Here is a 19,455-nt window from a genome sequence, read left to right on the forward strand (position 1 = left end):
TCATAACAAAAGCCGCCTGACATGGAGACACCGATGAAATACGCAGAGGAACAACCGTTACCCGCCGGCACGCCCGCCTGGTCGCAGAGCGAGAAGCGCACGAAAGTCCGCTATGCCGTGCTCTCGATGCTGCTGATCGCGACCATTCTGAATTACGTCGACCGCTCGGCGCTCGGCATCGTCGCGCCTTCGCTCTCGAAGGATCTCGGCCTGAACAAGATGCAGATGGGCGAGTTGTTCGCCGCATTCGGCCTCGCCTATTCGATCGCGCTCGTGCCGGGCGGCGTGCTCACCGACGTGCTCGGCTCGCGTCTCGCCTATGCGCTCTCGCTGGTGGGCTGGTCGTTCGCGACGCTCACTCAGGGCTTCGCGAACGGCTATCACATGCTGCTCGGTTCGCGCCTCGCGATGGGCGCGCTCGAAACGCCCGCGTTTCCGTCGAACACGCGCGCCGTCACGCTCTGGTTCCCGGTGCAGGAACGCGGTTTCGCCACCAGCGTCTACGTGATGGGGCAATACATCGGCACGCCGCTGTTCACGGGGCTGCTGTTGTGGATTTCGTCGATGTACGGCTGGCGCACGGTCTTCTTCGTGACGGGCGGATTCGGCATTCTGTTCAGCGCGCTCTGGTATCGCACCTATCGCGATCCGGCCCGGCATCGCGCCGTGAACGCCGCCGAATTGCAGCACATCAACGGCGGCGTCACGCCCGCCTCGCGCAAACCGCGCGACAAGTTCAACTGGCGCATGGCGCTCAAACTGCTCGGCTATCGCCAGATTCTCGCCATCTGTCTCGGCAAGTTCTGCAACAACACGCTGCTCGTTTTCTTCACGACGTGGTTCATGACCTATCTGGTCGAAGCGCGCCACATGTCGATGATCAAGGTCGGCATTTTCCAGGCGCTGCCGTTTCTGGGCGCGACGGTCGGCATTCTCAGCGCGGGCTTCATTTCGGACTTCTGCATCCGCCGCGGCGTGTCGGTGTCCGCCGCGCGCAAGGCGCCGCTGATCGTCGGCACCTTGCTGGGCGCGTCGATCGTGCTGGTGAATTTCGTCGAGTCGAACGAACTCGTGATCGCCGTGCTGACCGTCGCGTTCTTCGCGCAGGGCGTGGGCTCGATGTCGTGGGCCGCCGTGGCCGAAATCGCGCCGCGTCAGTATGTGGGCCTGACGAGCAGCATCACCAGTCTCGCCGCCAATATCGCGGGCGTCACCACGCCGCTCATGATCGGCTATATCACGCAGCACACGGGGCACTTCTACTGGGCGCTGAATCTGATGGGCGCGATCTGCCTCGTCGGCACACTTTCGTATTCCGTGCTGCTCGGCAAGCTCTCCCGCATCGAACTCGAATAAATGCACGAACACGCACACGCACACGCAAACGCAAACGCAAACCCACTGGAGTCGCGCATGTCGAACCTGTCATCGCCCGTCGAATGCCGATGGGATCATCTGCAACTCTGTTCCGCCGACGCCGAAGCCACGGCCGCCTGGTTCGCGCGCTGCCTGAACGCCGAAATCGTGCGGCGGCCTGGGCGCGTGGATTTGCGCGTCGGCGGTGTCGATCTGTTCATTACGCCGCTCGCGCCTGCGCAGATTCAATCGAGCGAGCCGCGCACGCGCCGCGAAGGCATCGACCATTTCGGCGTGACCGTGGACGATATCGACGCGGCCTTCGCCCATCTCACGTGCTGCGAGGCGCAGATCGTCGAGCCGGTGCGCCAGATCCGGCCCGGCGTGCGCGCTTGCTTCGTGCGCGCGCCGGGCGAAGTGCTCGTCGAGGTGCTGGAGCGCCGCCCCGCCGAGATGACTTTTCGCTAGAAAGCCTGCAAGATGGGACGATGTCGACGGCGCGCGCTGCGCTTCCTGCATCGCTTATCGCGTCGCTCCCGCATCGTTTTCACTACGTCGTTCCCTGTTTTCACATGCGAAACTGGATCACTCTGGCCGAAGCCGCCCGCCAGCTCGGCGTGCAAGCGCAAACCGTCTACGCCTACGCGAGCCGCGGCAATATCGCCGTGATGCCCGATCCGCACGATCCGCGCAAAAGCCTCTATCGCGCCGACGACGTCGCGCGACTGTGCCGCAAGAAGCAGGTCGGCCGCAAGCGCGAGGCGCTCGCGGCGGGCACGATCTTCGGCGCGGAACCGTGCATCTATAGCGGCATCACCACCTTCGCGAAAGGGCATCCGTACTATCGCGGACGCGACACCATCGCGCTCGCGCAGCACGCCACGCTGGAGGACGTCGCCACGCTGCTCTGGAACGCGCGCGCGCCCGTCTCGTTCCCCTTCGACGACGACGGCCCGGCGCTACAGGGCGAAACGCGCGGTCGCCAATGCGCGTTCACGTCGCTCGCCGCGCTCGTGGCCAACGGCCATTCCACGCTCGGGCGCACGGACGCGGCCCTGCATGCCGAAGCCGGTCAACTGGTCGCGACCGTCGCGCGGGCCTTCGGTGCGTGCGGCGACACGCGTGAAGGAGGCGCAGGCACGCCGATCCACGCACGGCTCGCACAAGGCTGGGGACAAGACGCATCCGGCGCGGAGCTGATCCGCAAGGCGATGGTGCTGGTCGCCGACCACGAGATCACGAGTTCGGCGTTTGCCGCGCGCATCACGGCCTCCACCGGCGCATCGCTGCCCGGCTGCCTGCTCACGGGTCTCGCGACCTTTTCGGGGCCGCTGCACGGCGACGCCTCCGGGCGCGTGCGCGCCGTCTTCGACGACGTGAACCGGCTGGGCGCGGATCAGGTCGTCACGCATCATCTGCGCTCGGCGATTCCGCTGCCGGGCTTCGGCCATCACCTCTATCCGGACGGCGACCCGCGCGCCGAAGCGCTGCTCGACGCGCTCGATCCGCCGCCGGAACTCGCGGCGTTCATCGCCAAGGTGGTGAAGCTCACCGGCCTCAAGCCGACCATCGACGTGGCACTGGCGACGCTCGCCGCGCAACTCGATCTGCCGCGCGACACCGCGTTCGCGCTGTTCGCCACGGCGCGCTGCGTGGGGCTGCTCGCGCATTGCATCGAGCAACTGCGGGTGGGCAAGGTGATCCGTCCGCGCGGACGCTATACCGGGCCGCCGCTCGAAGAAGCGGGCGTGGCCGATCCTGCCGCGAAAACGCTTGCGCCGCGCCGGAGCAAAAGCACCACGCCCGACGAAAAGACGCTACAGAAGAACCGGCTGTTCAAGGTCGCCGGCAGCTGAGCTGCCGCCGGCTCACTTGCGCAAGTTGCGTTGCAAGGTATCGCGTTATCGCGCCTCGCTGCGCAGCGTCTTCGCAGCCGCCACCATGTTGGTGAGCGCCGGAATCACCTCGGCCCACTGACGCGTCTTCAGCCCGCAATCCGGATTGACCCACAGACGCTGCGCCGGAATGCGCTCGGCCGCCTTCTGCATCAGTTGCACGATGTGCTCCTGCGTCGGGATGTTCGGCGAGTGAATGTCGTACACGCCCGGGCCGATCTCGTTCGGATACTTGAAATGGTCGAACGCGTCGAGCAGTTCCATATCCGAGCGCGAGGTCTCGATCGTGATCACGTCGGCGTCCATATCGGCGATCGACGCGATGATGTCGTTGAACTCCGAATAGCACATATGGGTGTGGATCTGCGTGTCGTCGCTCACGCCGTTCGCCGTGATGCGGAACGATTCCACCGCCCAGCGCAGATACTCGCCCCACTGCGCGCGCCGCAGCGGCAGACCTTCGCGCAGCGCGGCCTCGTCGATCTGGATCACGCGCACGCCCGCCTTTTCGAGGTCGAGCACTTCTTCGCGGATCGCCAGCGCGAGCTGGTAGCACGACACCGAACGCGGCTGGTCGTCGCGCACGAAGGACCAGTTGAGGATCGTCACCGGGCCCGTGAGCATGCCCTTCATCGGCTTGTTCGTGAGCGATTGCGCGTAGCCGATCCACTCGACCGTCATGGCCTTCGGGCGGCTGATGTCGCCGAACAGAATCGGCGGCTTCACGCAGCGCGAGCCATACGACTGCACCCAGCCGAACTCGCTGAACGCGTAGCCGTCGAGCTGTTCGCCGAAGTATTCGACCATGTCGTTGCGCTCGGCTTCGCCGTGCACGAGCACGTCCAGCCCGAGTTTTTCCTGCTCGCGCACGCTGCGCTCGATCTCGGCGCGCATCGCGGCCTGATAGCCCGCGTGATCGAGCGCGCCGCGCTTGTACTGGCTGCGCGCCTGGCGGATCTCGCCGGTCTGCGGAAACGAGCCGATCGTGGTGGTCGGATACGCGGGCAGGTTCAGCAGCGCGGCCTGCTTCGCGGCGCGCTCGGCGTAAGCGTGCTGACGATGGCCGAGCTTCGCGTCGATACGCGCCAACGCGGCCTGCACCACTGGATTGTTGACGCGCGGCGAGCGGCGACGCGCGCCGATGGCCGCGGCGTTCGCAGCGAGTTCGGCCGCCACGGCGTCGCGCCCCGCGTTGAGCGCCGTCGCCAGCACCTGCACTTCGTCGAGCTTTTGCAGCGCGAACGCGAGCCATGAGCGGATCTCGGCGTCGAGCTTGATCTCGCTCGCGAGGTCGACCGGCACATGCAGCAGCGAGCATGACGGCGCGATCCACAGACGCTCGCCCAGTTCCCGCGCGAGCGGCGCGAGCCAGTCGAGCGTGGCGTTCAGGTCGGTCTTCCAGATGTTGCGGCCGTTGATCGCGCCCACCGAAAGCACGCTCGTCGCAGGCAGTGTCTGCGCGGCCAGCGCCACTTCCTCGCGCGCGTTGATCGCATCGATATGCAGGCCGTCGACGGGCAGCCCGCAGGCGAGATCGAGATTCTCCTTGAGCTCGCCGAAGTACGTCGCCAGCAGCAGCTTCACGCTGCGTTCCTCGAAGCCTTCGTAAGCGCGCACGAAGGCCTCGCGCCACGCCGGCTCCAGTTCGGTCACGAGAATCGGCTCGTCGATCTGCACCCACTCCACGCCCACCGCGTTGAAATGACTGAGCAGCGCGCGATAGACCGCCATCAGGCGCGGCAGCAGCGCGAGCTTGTCCGAGTCGTCCTTCGCCTTGCCGAGCCACAGATACGTGAGTGGCCCGACGATCACCGGCTTGGCCTTCACGCCCTGCGCCTGCGCTTCTTTCAGTTGCGCCGAGAGGCGCGAGAAGTCGAGATTGAACTGCGTCTGCGCCGTGAATTCGGGGACGATGTAGTGGTAGTTCGTATCGAACCACTTCGTCATTTCGCCCGCCGCCACGCCGCCGCAGCAGCCCGCATGGTCTTGCTCGCCCGCCGCCGAACGGCCGCGCGCCACGCGAAAGGCGTTGTCGAGCTTGTCGCCGTGGAAGCCCTGCACGCGTTCCGGCAGATTGCCGAGCGTAAAGCTCATGTCGAGCACGTGGTCGTAGAACGCAAAGTCGCCGACCGGCGCGAAGTCGAGCGCGCGCTGGCTGGCCCAGTGACGCGCGCGCAGTTCGGCGCCCAGCGCCGTCAGTTCGTCGCGCGAACTCTCGCCTTTCCAGTAGCGCTCGAGGCCGAATTTCAGTTCGCGTTTCGCGCCGATGCGCGGGAAGCCGAGGTTGTGTGTCGTGACCATATGCGCTGCCGTCCGATAAAAAAGTGCCGAAGTGGCAGCGATCATAGGGCTTTCTGATGATGAAGAAAAATGGCATTATTTCATCCATCCATTAGAAATTTTCATCTGAACCGGAGTCGCTTTGCGGCTCTCTCCGCCGGACTCCCTATTTCCATGCTCGAACGCGTTCATCTCGTCATCGTCCGCGAAGTGGCCCGCCAGGGCTCGCTCACCGCCGCCGCGCAAGCGCTGTTTCTCACGCAATCGGCGCTGAGCCATACGGTCAAGAAGATCGAGCAGCAACTCGGCACGCCGATCTGGGACCGCGAGGGCCGCAGCCTGCGGCTGACCCAGGCCGGGCAGTATCTGCTGTCGCTCGCGGAACGTCTGCTGCCGCAATTCGAAACCGCCGAGGCGCGCATGATGCAGTTCGCGGCGGGCGAGCGCGGCACGCTGCGCATCGGCATGGAATGCGCGCCGTGCTATCAGTGGCTGCTCAAGGTGGTGTCGCCGTATCTCGCGCGCTGGCCCGACGTGGATGTCGACGTGAAGCAGCGCTTCCAGTTCGGTGGCATTGGCGCGCTGATCGGTTTCGATATCGACGTGCTGGTCACGCCCGATCCGCTGAACCGCCCCGGCCTGCGCTTCGAACCGGTGTTCGATTACGAGCAGGTGCTGGTGGTCGCCGAAAGCCATCGTCTGGCGGCCGAGCGCTACATCAAGCCCGAACAGCTCGTCGACGAAACGCTCATCACCTACCCCGTGGAAACCGACCGGCTCGACATCTACAACCAGTTCCTGCGCCCGGCCGGCATCATGCCGCGCCGTCACAAGACCATCGAAACCACCGACATCATGTTGCAGATGGTCGCGAGCCGGCGCGGCGTGGCGGCGCTGCCGAAGTGGCTCGCGGAGGAATACGCCGATCGCATGCCGCTCGCCATCGTGAAGCTCGGCAAACAGGGCATCGCCAAGCAGATTTTTCTGGGCACGCGCGAAGGCGACGCGGCGCTCGATTACCTGAACTCATTCGTCGAATTCGCGCGCGAGTCGAACTGGCAGGCGTCGCGACTGATGCGTTGATGAATCAGTTGACGAACGCGTTGATCGCACCGGCATCCGGACGCGTTCGCGCGGGCCTTCCATCGCGCTCGCGCGAGACGACAGCAATCCTTTTTTATCAGTAGAATGCTGCAAACGCGCCGGTTCGTTTTCGTTTCGAAACGGCTTGCGAAGTGCATATCGGGTGAGCATGCCGACCCGCTTTCGGGGCGTCATGCATGAGCCCATTCAGGACCAGGAAGCGAGCGGAGTCGGGCCATGCCCGCGGGGGCCGTCGCGATGTGCCGCGGATAAGTCAAAGGCATAGCCGTCGCGCCAATCCGGTGCGGCGGGCCGGCGGGCCGCATTGGCGCCTCGGTGCATCCCGGGTTTCGCGCGCGCCCAGATCCATTTCTTGTGGTACTTACCTAGCCGCAATACCGTGTATTCCAAAACACAAATCGATCCGGTAGTGAGCTTCCGCAACTCGCAGGGCGAGCTGGTGCGGGGCACGATCATCAATCTCCAGCGCAAGTCCCTGGTGATGGAGGTCTATAACCCGTACTCGATTGTTCAGGTCAGCGAGGTGCTGAGCGAGCTGTCGGTCAAGATGGGTACGGAGCACGCTTATTCGGGCAAGGCGGTCGTCATCAGCATGGTCAATACCGGGCTGACCGCGATCGTCTCGGTCACGCTGATCGACGAGTGGCGCGAACTGAGCGGCGGCGTGCTCGAAGCGCGCGCGGTGGGCGAGGAAGCGCGCCGCTTCGCGCACGAATGGGCCGAGCGTTTCCAGATCCGCCGCGACTATCAGATCGCCGTCAACCAGTTGCGCGCGTTCCTCACCGACATGTCGCGCTGGGTCGAGCAGGCCGATCTCGCCGACACGCTGCCCAAAGAAGGCAAGAGCCTGCGCGAGGACTTCTTCCTCGAACTCGCCTCGCCGCTGATGCAGCGTACCAAGGTCTATTTCGACGAATTCGAAGGCGAAGCGCGCCTCGTGGACGAAGAACTCGCGCCCGCGCATCGCGCCTTCGCCCAGGCCGCGCTCCATCCGCTGCTGCTGCGCTCGCCCTTCGTGTTCCGCACCTTCACGAAGCCGCTCGGTTACGCGGGCGACTATCAGATGGTCAACCAGATGCTCGACGATCCGCGCCAGGGTCCGAGCACGTATTTCCAGATCGTCAACGCGGCCTTCCTGCAAACGGCCGTGGCGCGCGCGCATCGCAACCGCATCGACCTGCTGGTCGATTACCTCACGCGTCTCGCCAACGCGGCGCGCGCCGCGCAGCGGCCGTTCCGCGTGCTGAACGTGGGCTGCGGCCCCGCGCAGGAAATCCAGCGCTTCATTCAGGAATACGACGAGCCGCAATGGCTGACTTTCGAGCTGCTCGACTTCAGCCAGGAAACGCTCGACTGGACGCGCAACCGCCTCGGCGCGCTCGCGCAATCGTCGGGCAAGCCCATGATGATCAGCTACACGCACGACTCGGTGCATCATCTGCTCAAGCGCCGCATGGACGAGCACGCGCCCGACGCGCGCATTTTCGACGCGGTCTATTGCGCCGGGCTGTTCGACTATCTCTCGGACAAGGTCTGCGCGCGCCTGAATCAGTATTTCGCGAGCCGCACGCGTGCGGGCGGCCGTCTGCTCGTCACCAACGTGCACGCCGACAACCCCGAGCGCCTGAGCATGGAGCACGTGCTCGAGTGGTATCTGATCTACCGGAACGAAGCCCAGATGCGCGCCATCATGCCGGAGCACAGCCACGAGCCGCGCCTTTACACCGACCCGACCGGCGTGAACGTGTTCGCCGAAGTCGTGATCGGCTTGCCGCCCGCCGCCTGACATGACGTCCTCTCTGGTGGGGCTGCGATCGACCTATCGTGAAGAGCTGCGCGACTACCGGCTGCTGTGCAGCAAGGCGGGCGGCCTGACGGTGATCGCGCTCGTGCTGATGGGCATGGCGCTGGACTACGTCGTGTATCCGGATCAGCAGAAGACCTTCGCGCTCGTGCGCATGGCGACCAGCGCGGCGATCGGCGTCGCCCTGCTCTCGCTCTACACGCAGACGGGGCGGCGGCACGTGCAGATCATCACCTTCTGCTGGCTGCTGCTGCCGCAGGTCATGATTTCGTGGATGATCTACGCCACGCTCGGCGAAGGCTCGCTGTTCTACGCCGGACTCATGCTGACCATCTTCGCGGTGGGCATCCTGTTTCCCTCGGGCGCGTGGCAGACGCTCGCGTTCGGGTTCGCCACGGTCACGCTCTATTTCATCGCCTGCGCCGCGCATCCGGGCGGCATTCAGGACGCGAGCAAGTTCGAGTTCCAGCTCATCATCATTTTCTTCTGCGCGCTCGCCAGCTCCATCTACACGTACTTCAACGAGAAGGGCCGCTTCCAGCTCTTTCGCCTCAAGGACGAAGTCGCGCACAAGAACGACCAGCTCGCGCGCACCAACGAGAATCTCGCGCAGATCAAGGGCCAGTTGTTGCAGCAGGAGAAGATGGCCGCGATCGGCACCTTGTCGGCGGGGCTGCTTCACGAAGTCAACAACCCCGTGAACTTCTGCCTGATGGCGATCGAGATCGCCATGGAGGAGCCGGAGGTCAAGCACAGCGCATCGCTGCAGGAATGCCTGACGGACGTGAAGCAGGGCATGCACCGCATCCAGCACATCGTCTCCGATCTGAAGACCTTCGCGTACCGCAAGCCCGGCGCCGCGGCCGACGACGTGCCCTTCCTGTTCGAGAAGGCGCTCGATTCGTCGATCCGGCTCAGCGCGCACGAACTGCGCGGCGTGACGCTCACGCGCGAGTTGCCCGCCGACACGCTCGTGCTCGGCGACGAAGCCGCCATCATCGGCGTGCTCATCAATCTCTTTTCCAACGCGGCGCTGGCCATGCACAAGGCCGGCACCGCATCCCCGCAGATCCACGTGAGCGCGCACTGGCGCGAGGAGCGGCTGCACGTGAACGTGCGCGACAACGGCCCGGGCATCGCCGCCGAGCATCTCGCACGCGTGTTCGAACCGTTCTTCACGACGCGCGAAGTCGGCCAGGGTCTCGGCCTTGGTCTGTCTATCAGCTATGCGGTGATCGAGCGCCACGGCGGCACGCTGTTCGCGGAGAGCCAGCTGGGCGAGTGGACCGCGTTCAATTTCGATTTGCCCCGTGTGGAGTGAGGCCGACATGAGCGACACCCAGCAAGTCCGGCCAACCGTCGTCTATGTCGACGACGAAGAACTGGCCCGCAAATATTTCGCGCGCTCGGCGGGCAACGCCTACGAGGTGCTGCTCGCCGAAAGCGCCGACGAGGCTCTCGCGCTCCTGAGCCGCGAAGGCGCGCGCGTCTCGGTGCTCGTCACCGACTTCCGCATGCCGGGCCGTCACGGCGACGCGCTGCTGCGGCAGATTGCGCAGGCCTATCCGCAGATCGTGCGGATACTCGTGACCGCCTTTGCCGACAAGGACGCGCTGCTCGACGCGCTCGCGTCCGGCGACGTGTTCCGCATTCTCGAGAAGCCGCTCAGCGTGAGCATGGTCCGCGAGGTGCTGGCTGCCGCCACGGCGCGCCCGCCGTCGGCCCCCAATTAAAGAATCGAATGCACAGGAGTAACTCATGAGCGACACGATGGCCAGCCCGATGACGCCAACGCCGACGCCGCCACCGCCGGCAATTCTGTTCGTCGACGACGAAGCGACCGCGGTCAAATATTTCGAGCGCGCGATCGGTGCGATCGCGCCGGTGGCGACGGCCGGCTCGGTGCAGGAAGGCAAGGCGCGGCTCGACGCGCACGCCGCCAGCCTCGCCGTGCTGGTCTCCGATCAGCGCATGCCGGGCGAACAGGGCAATGAATTGCTGCGCTATGCGCGCGAGCGTTATCCGCACATCGTGCGCATCCTGACGACGGCGTATTCGGAACTCGACCAGACCGTCGAGGCCGTCAATCAAGGGCAGATTCATCGCTACATCAAGAAGCCGTGGGACATCGCCGCGCTGCGCATGGAGATGAAACAGGCGCTCGAACTCGCGGGGCTGCGCAAGGAGCGCGACCAGCTCGTGCGCGAAAAGCTCGGCGTGATGCAGACGCAGACTGTGGCCACGCGGCTCGGCATCGTGCAGACGCTGTGCGCGAGCCTGATCGGCCCGGGGCGCTTTCAGCCGGTGGAAACCTATCTGGCAGGCGCCGATCTCGCGGGCACGCACAACGTGGAGCCGGATTGGCAGCGCATGGATTACGCCGATCTCGTGCGCGCCGAAAGCGAGGACAGCGGCCGCTTCGGTCACGCGGTCGCCACGCGCCTCGCGGCGCTGCGCGCGCAACACGCTCAACATCCGGGACGCGGCGCGGCCGACGCGCTGACGGTGTTCGCCGACGCACTCGGCGACGCCGTGCGCGGCAGCGGCGACGCGCTGGTCTGGACCGCGCCGCAGACGTTGAGCGAGTTTCTTACGCGACCGGTTGGGCAGGCTGTCTCGGCGGGCCATGCTGCATGGCTCGCCTGCCTGCTGTGGCTCGAGGAAGCGGGCGGCGCGCTGCAGTTCGGCCGCGACGCGGACACGATTCTCTGCCGCGCCGCCGCGCGCAACGAAGGTTTTGCCGCCGATCGCCTGGCGGTGTGGATCGAGCGGTTTTCGGAACGCGCCTTCGAGCAGATGAGGGAAACGGCGCGGGTTTAAGCGCATGTCGAGCATGGCGAGCACGCGCTGCAATGGCGCTGTGCTTGCCTTCATCGCCCCTCGTTTGATTTCCCCGACCGATACCCGGTTTTTTTAAAAACCCTCATTTTTCGCCGATATTCGCCGAATTAACCGCGAGGTAAATCGGTAACAATTCCTCTCTCAGAAAATCGCGCAAACGTTTAACCAGCGGATTTTCATCCGCGATTTCCTTCTGCCTTACCTCGCCCCCATCAAATCCCGCTCACGCCCGCCACACCAGGCTCAGAGCGACTCATCCGCCAAAATCATCCCGCCCCTTTTTAAAGTAACGCGCGCAAACCTTTGCGTAAGATTACGAAATGAAAACCGCAGTATTTCGACTAAGTTAATACTTAATTTCTGATTCTTAACGCCGATAAACCCGCTGGCGGATCGGAGACCAGTTCCGCCTCGCTTCGGTCGTTTTCGTCACGCCCGGAACGAGCGCAATGGAAAAAGACGGGGAAATCGAACAATGAATCAGGCATACAACGTAGTCTGGAATGCGAGCCAGGGGACGTGGCAAGCGGTATCGGAACTCGCAAAACGACAGGGGCCGCGCTCCGTGTCGGTCGGCACGACGACGCGTGCGGCAGCCAGCGTGTGGCGTCCGGCGCTCAGCGCGCTGTCGCTCGCGGTCTCGGCGCTGACCATCATGACGCCGACTGGCGCGTACGCGGTCACGCCCGTGGGCGAGACCTATACCACGGGCGACGCGACGGTCGACTCGAACACGACGGTAAGCGGCACCTCCACCGGCATCGAAACCAACGGCAGCATTGGCGCGCTCACCAACAACGGCACGATCACCGGCGCGTTGTACGCGATCAAAAACGATGCGGGCAGCTCGATCGCCTCGCTCGTCAACGCCGGTACGCTCTCGGGCAACTATGGGGTGTACAGCTCCGGCACCATCGGCGCGATCGACAATCAGTCGATCATCACCGCCAACAACAACTCGGGCATTTACAACGTGCTCGGCTCGATCACCACGATCGAGAACGATGCCGGCGCGCAGATCAACGCGCATAACACCGGCATCCGCAATACCGGCACGATCGATACGATCACCAACGCCGGCACGATTATCGGCACGACCTTCGCCGCCATCGACAACACCCCCGGCACCATCGGCTGGATCAACAACACGGGGCTGATGGAAGGCGCGCTGTACGGCATCTACAATGGCACGGTCACGAGCACGATCGGCACCATCGAGAACAACGGCACCATTGCCGGCACGACCACCGGCGTCAACACCATCTACGGCATCTACAATGCCGGCTCGATCGGCACCATCGAGAACAACGGCACGGTCTCCGGCTATTCGGCAATCGGCAATCTGAGCGGCGCCACGATCGATTCGATCACCAACACCGCGCTGATCAGCGGCAGCGAGTACGGCGTCAACAACCTCGGCACGATCGGCACGATCACCAATAGCGGCACGATCTCCGGCAGCGTCGCCGTCATCAACGGCACCGGCGCCACGCTCGACTCGATCAGCAATACGGCGCTGATCAGCGGCACCACATTCGGCGTCGACAATCAAGGCACGCTCGACACGCTCGATAACGACGGCACGATCTCCGCCGGCCTATACGGCGTCTACAACATCGGCACCATCGGCTCGCTCGACAACGCCGGCACGATCTCCGGCACCAGCAGCGGCATCGACAACATGCCGAACGGCTCGATCACGGCGCTGGTGAACAGCGGCACGATCACGGGCACCAACAACGCCCTCATCAACTACGGCACGATTGGCTCGATCGACAATACGGGCCTCGTGAGCGCGCCCGCCGCCTTCTACAACGACGGCACGATCGGCACGCTCTCCAACAGCGGCACGATCACGGGCAGCATCTACGCGATCTCGAACGCCGCCTCGATCGGTTCGATCGTGAACTCGGGCGTCATCGCCGGCAACATCAACAACGGGTCGAGCACCGCGCTCACGATCAGCGGCGGCGCCGGCACGATCTTCGGCACGCTGACGGGCTACAACGGCGCGGCCGGCACGATCACGAGCACCGCGTCGGATCTCGTGTTCGACTCGGGCAACCTGCTGCTCAACGACACGGTCAACGTCGGCACCAACACGGTGTACAACAACAGCGCGACGCTCGAAGTCGACAGCGTCACGACCATCACCGGCAACTACTCGCAAGGTCAGGCGGCCACGCTGCTGATCGGCGTGACGAGCGGCGCGACCGCCACCGGCAGCCTCACCGACACCGGCTATGGCCGTCTCGTCGTCTCGGGCAACGCCACCATCGCCTCGGGTTCGTCGGTCGAGCTCAAGAGCACGACGGGCGGCTATAGCTTCGTCGCGGGCCAGCGCTTCGTGGTGGTCGACGCCACCGGCACCGGCACCTATAACGAAGGCACGCTGACCTACTCGATCGCGGGCGTCACCGCCACGCTGACCGGCACCTCGGTGACCACCACCAACGGCCACACCGACCTCGTCGTGACGGTCGACAGCGTGGGCACTACCACGTCGAGCGGCGACGGTTCGTCAAGCGGCAGCGGTTCATCGAGCGGCAGCGGTTCATCGAGCGGCAGCGGCTCGTCCAGCACGTCGACCACCGACTACACCAAGGTCGCGACGCAGCCCAACGCCTCGCACGCAATCTCGGGCCTGCTCGGCTATACCGGCGTGAGCAACGCCGCGCTGCTGAATCTGTACGACGCGACGCTCGCTTCGCTCGCCTCGGGTTCGAGCGGCGCGGCCAATCAGATCGGCAAGCAGCTCGGACCGCTGCAGACGCAGTACGCGGGTTCGGCAGCCACGCTCGACGCGGTCGGCGTGGTGGGCGCGCACATCGACGCGCTGCGTATCGCGCACTCGTCGGGCGCCACCGGCCTTTCGACCGGCGACAGCCCCACGCACTGGACCGCCTGGGGCCAGGCATTCGGCGGCCACGCGAGCCAGGGCGAGCGCGACAACACCGACGGCTACAGCGCGAACTACGGCGGCCTGCTGCTCGGCGCCGACCGCAACTTCGGCGACAACTGGCGCGTGGGCGGCGCGTTCGACTACTCGCACACGGCGATCAACTTCACCGGCAGCGAGTCGGGCGACAGCGCCGATGTCAACGCCTACGGCCTGATCGGCTATGCGAGCTACACCGGTTCGCCGTGGTACGTGAACCTTTCCGGCGCGGCCACGCTCCAGCACTTCGACACCACGCGCGCCGTGACGATGACGGGCTACAGCGGCGTCGCCAACGGCAGCTTCAGCGGCCAGCAGTACGTGGCGCGCGCGGAAACCGGCTGGCCGCTCGCGGTCGCTGGCATGACGCTCACGCCGCTCGCGAGCCTCACGTACAGCTACCTGAACGAAGCGGGCTACACTGAAACAGGCGGCAACGGTGCGGCGCTGACGATCGGCGGCGAGCATTCGAGCTCCGTGCGCAGCGCGCTGGGCGCGAAGCTCGAGAAGTCGTTCGGCACGTCGTACGGCGAACTCGTGCCCGAACTGCGCGTGCAGTGGGTTCACGACTACAATCGCACGCGTCAGACGACCAGCGCGAGCTTCGCCGCCGACCCGACGGGCGCCACCGCGTTCACGACGCTCGCCGCCACGCCGCTGTCGAATCTCGCCGATGTGTCGATCGGCGTGACCCTCGTGCGCGCGAACAACATGAGCGTGTCGGCGCGTTACGAGTTGCAGGCGGGTTCCGGGTTCGTGTCGAACACCGGCATCCTGCGTCTGCAACAGCGTTTCTGATGTCGCCTCATGAGCTTCTGATGTAACGGAAGCCGCACGGTCCGCCTGCCGCGCCGCCCACACGGGGCGCGGCAGGCGGAGCGCAAGTTTCAACCCGGCCCGCTGGGCCACGAATTCGAACACCGCATGCCGGATTCCAACGCTTCTCCGACCCTGACTTTCGCCGAAGCGCTCACGCGCGCCTACGCCCACTGGAACGCGGGGCAAGCCGCTCAGGCCGAACAGCTCTGCCAGCGCGTGCTGGCCGTGTCGCCGGGGCAATCCGATGCGTTGCATCTGCTGAGCCTCATGGCGCACGCCTACGGCAATCTCGACCTCGCGATCGAACATCTGCAAGGCGCCTGCCGCGCGCCGCAGGCGAACGCGGTCTGCCACGCGAATCTCGCGGAAATGTACCGCCAGCGCGGCCGGCTCGTCGAAGCCGAAGCAGCCGCGCGCCGCGCCGTCGCGCTCGACGGCGAACTGGTCGCGGCCTGGAACAATCTCGGCATCGTGTTGCAGGAAACGGGCCAGTTCGACGAGAGCCGGCGCTGTCTCGAGCGCGTGGTCGCGCTCCAGCCCGACTCGGCCGACGCCCACAACAATCTCGGCAACACCTGGCGCAGGCTGGCCCGCTTCGATCTCGCCGAAGCCTGCTACCGCGAAGCGCTCGTCTGCAAGCCGTCGTTCGCGTCGGCACACAGCAATCTCGCGTTCCTGCTCTCGACCCAGGGACGTCTCGACGAGGCGGCCAGCGAAGCCCGTCTCGCGATCGATCTCGACCCGCGTCTGATCGACGCCTACCTCAATCTCGCCGATGTCGAAAGCGCGCGCCTCGACGCCGCCGCCGCGCTGCGCGCGCTCGACATGCTGGCCGCGTTCGCGCCGCGCCATCCGGGCGCGCTAATCGCGCGCGCCAAGGTGCTGCGCCAGTTCGAGCGGCACGACGAAGCGCTCGTGGTCGCGCGCGAGGCGCTGGCGCTGGCGCCGCAACACGCGGACGCGCATTACACGCTCGCGCTCGTGCTGCAGTCGCTCGGCCAGACCGCGCCCGCGCTCGACGCCTACGCACGCGCGGCGGCGCTGCCCGGCGCGCAGCGCGAACAGGCGCTGCTCGGCCGCGCCGCGCTGCTGAACGAAGCGGGCCGCACCGACGACGCACTCGCGGCCTGGGAGCAGACGCTCGCCGCGTTTCCCGACTCGGTGCATGCGCGCGCAAGCCGCATGGAGGCGCGCCGCACCACCCGCGCCGACGACCCGGACATCGCCCGGCTCGAAGCCTTCATCGCCGACGGCGCGCAACGCGCGCGCCCCGAGCGGATCCTCGCGCGTTTCGCACTCGGCAAAGCCTGGCTCGAACTCGGCGAAAACGCGCGCGCCTTCGCGCATTTCGACGCGGGCAACCGCCTCAAGCGCGCGAGCCTCGTCTACGATCCGGCGGCCACCCATGCGTGGATGACGCGGATCGGCGAAGCCTGCGCCAATGCGCGCTTCGATGGCACGCACTCGCCCGTGTCGGAACTGCCCGTCTTCGTGATCGGCATGCCGCGCTCCGGCACCACGCTGATCGAGCAGATTCTGTCCTCGCATCCGCAGGTCGCGGGTGCGGGCGAACTGTCCGCGCTGCGGCGCGCCGTCGAAGCGCGCGGTGCCTGGCCCGCGAGCGCCGCCATACTCGACGCCGCGCAGCTCGCGCGCATCGGCAACGACTATCTGGCGCGCATCGAACCGCTCGTGCAAGCCGGTTCGGCCCACGCAGCCATCACGCGCCTCGTCGACAAGATGCCCGCGAACTTTTTCTACGCCGCGCTCATTCCGCACATCCTGCCGCGCGCACGCATCGTGCACGTGCGGCGCGATCCCGTCGACACCTGCCTGTCGTGCTACACGCAACTGTTCGCGGGCGATCAGCGTTTCGCCTACGATCAGGGCGAACTCGGCGCGTTCTACGGCGACTACGCGCGCCTCATGGCGCAGTGGCGCGAAACGCTGCCCGCCGACCACTTTATCGAAGTCGATTACGAAGACGTGATCGACGATCTCGAAGCTCAGGCTCGCCGCCTGATCGACTTCCTCGGTCTGGCGTGGGACGACGCCTGCCTCGACTTCCACGCGAATCCGCGCGTGGTACGCACCGCGAGCGTCAACCAGGTGCGCCGGCCGCTCTACGCCACGTCGAAAGGCCGCGGGCGCGCTTACGCCGCGCATCTGCAACCCCTGCTTGCCGCGCTGGCCGCCGCGGGCGTCACGACGCACGGAGACGCAGCATGAGCGCAGGCCAAATCGATCCCGCCGCGCTCGCGGCCCTCGAACGCTCGGCGCAAAACCTGCTCAACGCGGGGCGTTTCGACGAAGCGGAAGCGCTGCTCGCACCCTCGCTCGCGTCGGGCACAGGACCGCTGCGCCTGTGGCGCCTGATGGCCGCCGCGCTGCGTCCGCAAGGCAAACTCGCGGGCACGCGCGCGATCCAGGAAATGCTGGTCGCGAATCTGCCCGGCGATTACCCGATACGTTTCGATCTCGCGGAAACGCTGCTGCTGCTCGGCGAATTCGAACGCGGCTGGCGCGAATATCGCTATCGCTACAGCCTCGCGCACACGACGCAATACGAGCGCAAGGTGCAGATGCCGCGCTGGGAAGGCCAGCGACTCACCGGCAAAACGCTGCTGATTCACGATGAACAGGGCTACGGCGACACCTTCCAGTTCATGCGCATGGTGCCGTGGGCGAAGGCGCGCAGCGGCGCGCGCGTGGTGCTCGAAGTGAACGCCGAAGCGCTGCCGCTCGCGCGCCGCCTCGGCGGCTACGACGAACTCGTCGTGCGCGGCGACCTGCCGCCCGCCTTCGATCAGCATTGCGAAATGATGAGCCTGCCGATGGCGATGCAAATCAAGCTGACCGACCTGCCCGGCCAGGTGCCCTATCTGAGTGCCGATCCGCAACGCGTCGAACACTGGCGCGCGCGCCTCGCCCATCTGCCGCGCCCGCTTGTCGCACTTGTCTGGGCCGGGCGCCCGACGCACGGCAACGACGCGAACCGTTCGCTGGCGCTCGCGCGCCTCGCGCCGCTCGCGGCCACGGGCGCGAGCTTCGTCTCGATCCAGAAAGGCCCCGCCGAAGCGCAGGCGAACGAGCCGCCCGCGGGCATGTCGCTGCTATCGCTGAGCGACGAGATTCGCGATTTCGAGGACACGGCCGCGATTCTCGAAGTCGCCGACCTGCTGATTTCCGTCGATTCGTCGCCGGTGCATCTGGCGGGCGCGCTCGGGCGGCCGGTCTGGGTAATGCTGCCGTTCGTGCCCGACTGGCGCTGGCTGCTCGGCCGCGACGACAGCCCGTGGTATCCGTCGATGAAGCTCTATCGCCAGCCGCAGCGCGGCGACTGGGACAGCGTCACGCGCGCGCTCGCCAGCGATCTCAAGCGCCTTGTGGCGAAGACGCCGAGGCGCGCCACACCATGAACTTCACGAGCATCATGCGGCGCTTCCCGCTTCTGGACCTGTCGCGCGCATTCGGCAGTTTCGGCCTGATCGTCGGCGCGGCTTTGCAGTTGAGCGGTTGCGCGGCGCTCGACCGCGACGCGCACGCCGACGCACTCGCCGCGCACGCCGCCCCCGCTCCGCTGGTGCGCGAGCAGATCGCCACGCCGCAATTCGTGCTCACGGCATGGACACGCATCACGCAGCCGGGCCAGCCGATCGACGTGTATATCGAAGGCGACGGCCTCGCGTGGCTCTCGCGCAGCGAACCCTCGCTCGATCCCACGCCGCGCGAAGCGACCGGCCTCGCGCTCGCCGCCGCCGATCCCGGCCCGAACGTGGCCTATCTCGCGCGCCCTTGCCAGTTCACGCCGATGGCGCTCAATCCGCGCTGCTCGGTGCCCTGGTGGACCGGCAAACGTTTTGCGCCTGAGGTAGTCGCGTCGATGAACGACGCCGTGGGCCAGATCGCCGCGCGCGCGCCGGGCCAGCGTCTGAATCTGATCGGCTTTTCCGGCGGCGGCGCGATTGCCGTGCTGGTCGCCGCGCGCCGCCACGACGTCGCCACGCTGCGCACCGTCGCGGGCAATCTCGACGACGAATACATCAATCGCACCCACGGCGTTTCCGCGATGCCGGATTCGCTCAATCCCGTCGATGCCGCCGCGCGCGTCGCCACGATTGCGCAGATCCACTTCGACAGCGACGCCGACCGCATCGTCACGCCCGAAGTCGCGCGCCGGTTCGCGGCGGCGGCGGGCGGCCGCTGCGTGAGCGTGCGCACGGTGCCGGGCATGGAACACGACGGCGACTGGAGCCGTCAGTGGCCCATGCTATTGCAGATCGCGCCACGCTGCGAATCAAGCAACGAATAAAGCCGGAACGCACGCGCCGCCGCAGTGCGTCGCCGCACCACGTCGAGGCATGGACACCCCAACGCGGGGAATCGCGAACCGCGCACTTAAGTGCGCGCACAACCTT

General features: G+C 66.1%; 13 protein-coding genes. 12 read left to right on the forward strand and 1 reads right to left on the reverse strand.

Translation table 11 applies throughout. The features are described 5' to 3' along the window. The first annotated feature begins 33 nt into the window (after positions 1-33). From BMY06_RS27850 to BMY06_RS27860, 3 genes are all read left to right on the forward strand, one after another. A complete protein-coding gene (locus BMY06_RS27850; protein ID WP_074986552.1) occupies positions 34-1,356 on the forward strand; it encodes an MFS transporter in 1,323 nt (440 codons plus the stop codon). Positions 1,357-1,413: 57 nt separating this feature from the next. Beyond that, positions 1,414-1,824: a VOC family protein gene (locus BMY06_RS27855; RefSeq protein ID WP_065057915.1), complete on the forward strand. Its 411-nt coding sequence runs from the start codon at positions 1,414-1,416 to the stop codon at positions 1,822-1,824. Between the two features lie 104 nt (positions 1,825-1,928). Further along, the gene (locus tag BMY06_RS27860; protein ID WP_074986625.1) at positions 1,929-3,212 is read left to right on the forward strand and encodes a citrate synthase; all 1,284 of its coding nucleotides are present in this window, start codon (positions 1,929-1,931) and stop codon (positions 3,210-3,212) included. Between the two features lie 45 nt (positions 3,213-3,257). On the opposite strand, the gene metE is transcribed toward BMY06_RS27860, so the two are convergent. Further along, complete coding sequence (metE, locus tag BMY06_RS27865) at positions 3,258-5,552, reverse strand: 5-methyltetrahydropteroyltriglutamate--homocysteine S-methyltransferase (RefSeq protein WP_074986554.1); 2,295 nt, start codon at positions 5,550-5,552, stop codon at positions 3,258-3,260. A 153-nt stretch (positions 5,553-5,705) separates the two neighbouring features. Here metE and BMY06_RS27870 point away from each other — a divergent pair, with 153 nt between their 5' ends. The 9 genes from BMY06_RS27870 to BMY06_RS27915 all read left to right on the forward strand — a co-directional run bounded on the left by BMY06_RS27870 (position 5,706) and on the right by BMY06_RS27915 (position 19,349). Next, on the forward strand, positions 5,706-6,614 hold the full coding sequence (locus BMY06_RS27870; RefSeq protein WP_074986556.1) for a LysR family transcriptional regulator: 909 nt from the start codon (positions 5,706-5,708) through the stop codon (positions 6,612-6,614). Between the two features lie 400 nt (positions 6,615-7,014). Next, entirely contained in the window at positions 7,015-8,421 is a 1,407-nt protein-coding gene (locus tag BMY06_RS27875; protein WP_065057850.1) for a class I SAM-dependent methyltransferase, read from the forward strand. Between the two features lies 1 nt (position 8,422). Continuing rightward, positions 8,423-9,760, forward strand: coding sequence for a sensor histidine kinase (locus BMY06_RS27880; protein WP_074986557.1), 1,338 nt, complete (start codon positions 8,423-8,425; stop codon positions 9,758-9,760). Positions 9,761-9,767: 7 nt separating this feature from the next. Beyond that, positions 9,768-10,172 (forward strand): response regulator, encoded by a 405-nt coding sequence (locus BMY06_RS27885; RefSeq protein ID WP_065057848.1) that lies wholly within the window; start codon positions 9,768-9,770, stop codon positions 10,170-10,172. A 25-nt stretch (positions 10,173-10,197) separates the two neighbouring features. Continuing rightward, entirely contained in the window at positions 10,198-11,259 is a 1,062-nt protein-coding gene (locus BMY06_RS27890) for a response regulator (protein ID WP_173816810.1), read from the forward strand. A gap of 496 nt (positions 11,260-11,755) precedes the next feature. Beyond that, positions 11,756-15,016 carry an autotransporter domain-containing protein gene (locus BMY06_RS27900; RefSeq protein WP_080180329.1) on the forward strand — a complete coding sequence of 1,087 codons (3,261 nt, stop codon included), beginning with the start codon at positions 11,756-11,758 and terminating at the stop codon, positions 15,014-15,016. Positions 15,017-15,142: 126 nt separating this feature from the next. Next, positions 15,143-17,266, forward strand: coding sequence for a tetratricopeptide repeat-containing sulfotransferase family protein (locus tag BMY06_RS27905; RefSeq protein ID WP_074986559.1), 2,124 nt, complete (start codon positions 15,143-15,145; stop codon positions 17,264-17,266). After that, positions 17,263-18,456, forward strand: coding sequence for a glycosyltransferase family 9 protein (locus BMY06_RS27910; protein WP_074986560.1), 1,194 nt, complete (start codon positions 17,263-17,265; stop codon positions 18,454-18,456). The genes BMY06_RS27905 and BMY06_RS27910 overlap by 4 nt, the downstream gene beginning before the upstream one ends. Continuing rightward, positions 18,453-19,349, forward strand: coding sequence for an alpha/beta fold hydrolase (locus BMY06_RS27915; protein WP_244144327.1), 897 nt, complete (start codon positions 18,453-18,455; stop codon positions 19,347-19,349). The genes BMY06_RS27910 and BMY06_RS27915 overlap by 4 nt, the downstream gene beginning before the upstream one ends. Positions 19,350-19,455: the final 106 nt, after the last annotated feature.

Origin of the sequence: Paraburkholderia tropica (assembly GCF_900109265.1) — a bacterium.
Lineage (GTDB): Bacteria > Pseudomonadota > Gammaproteobacteria > Burkholderiales > Burkholderiaceae > Paraburkholderia > Paraburkholderia tropica.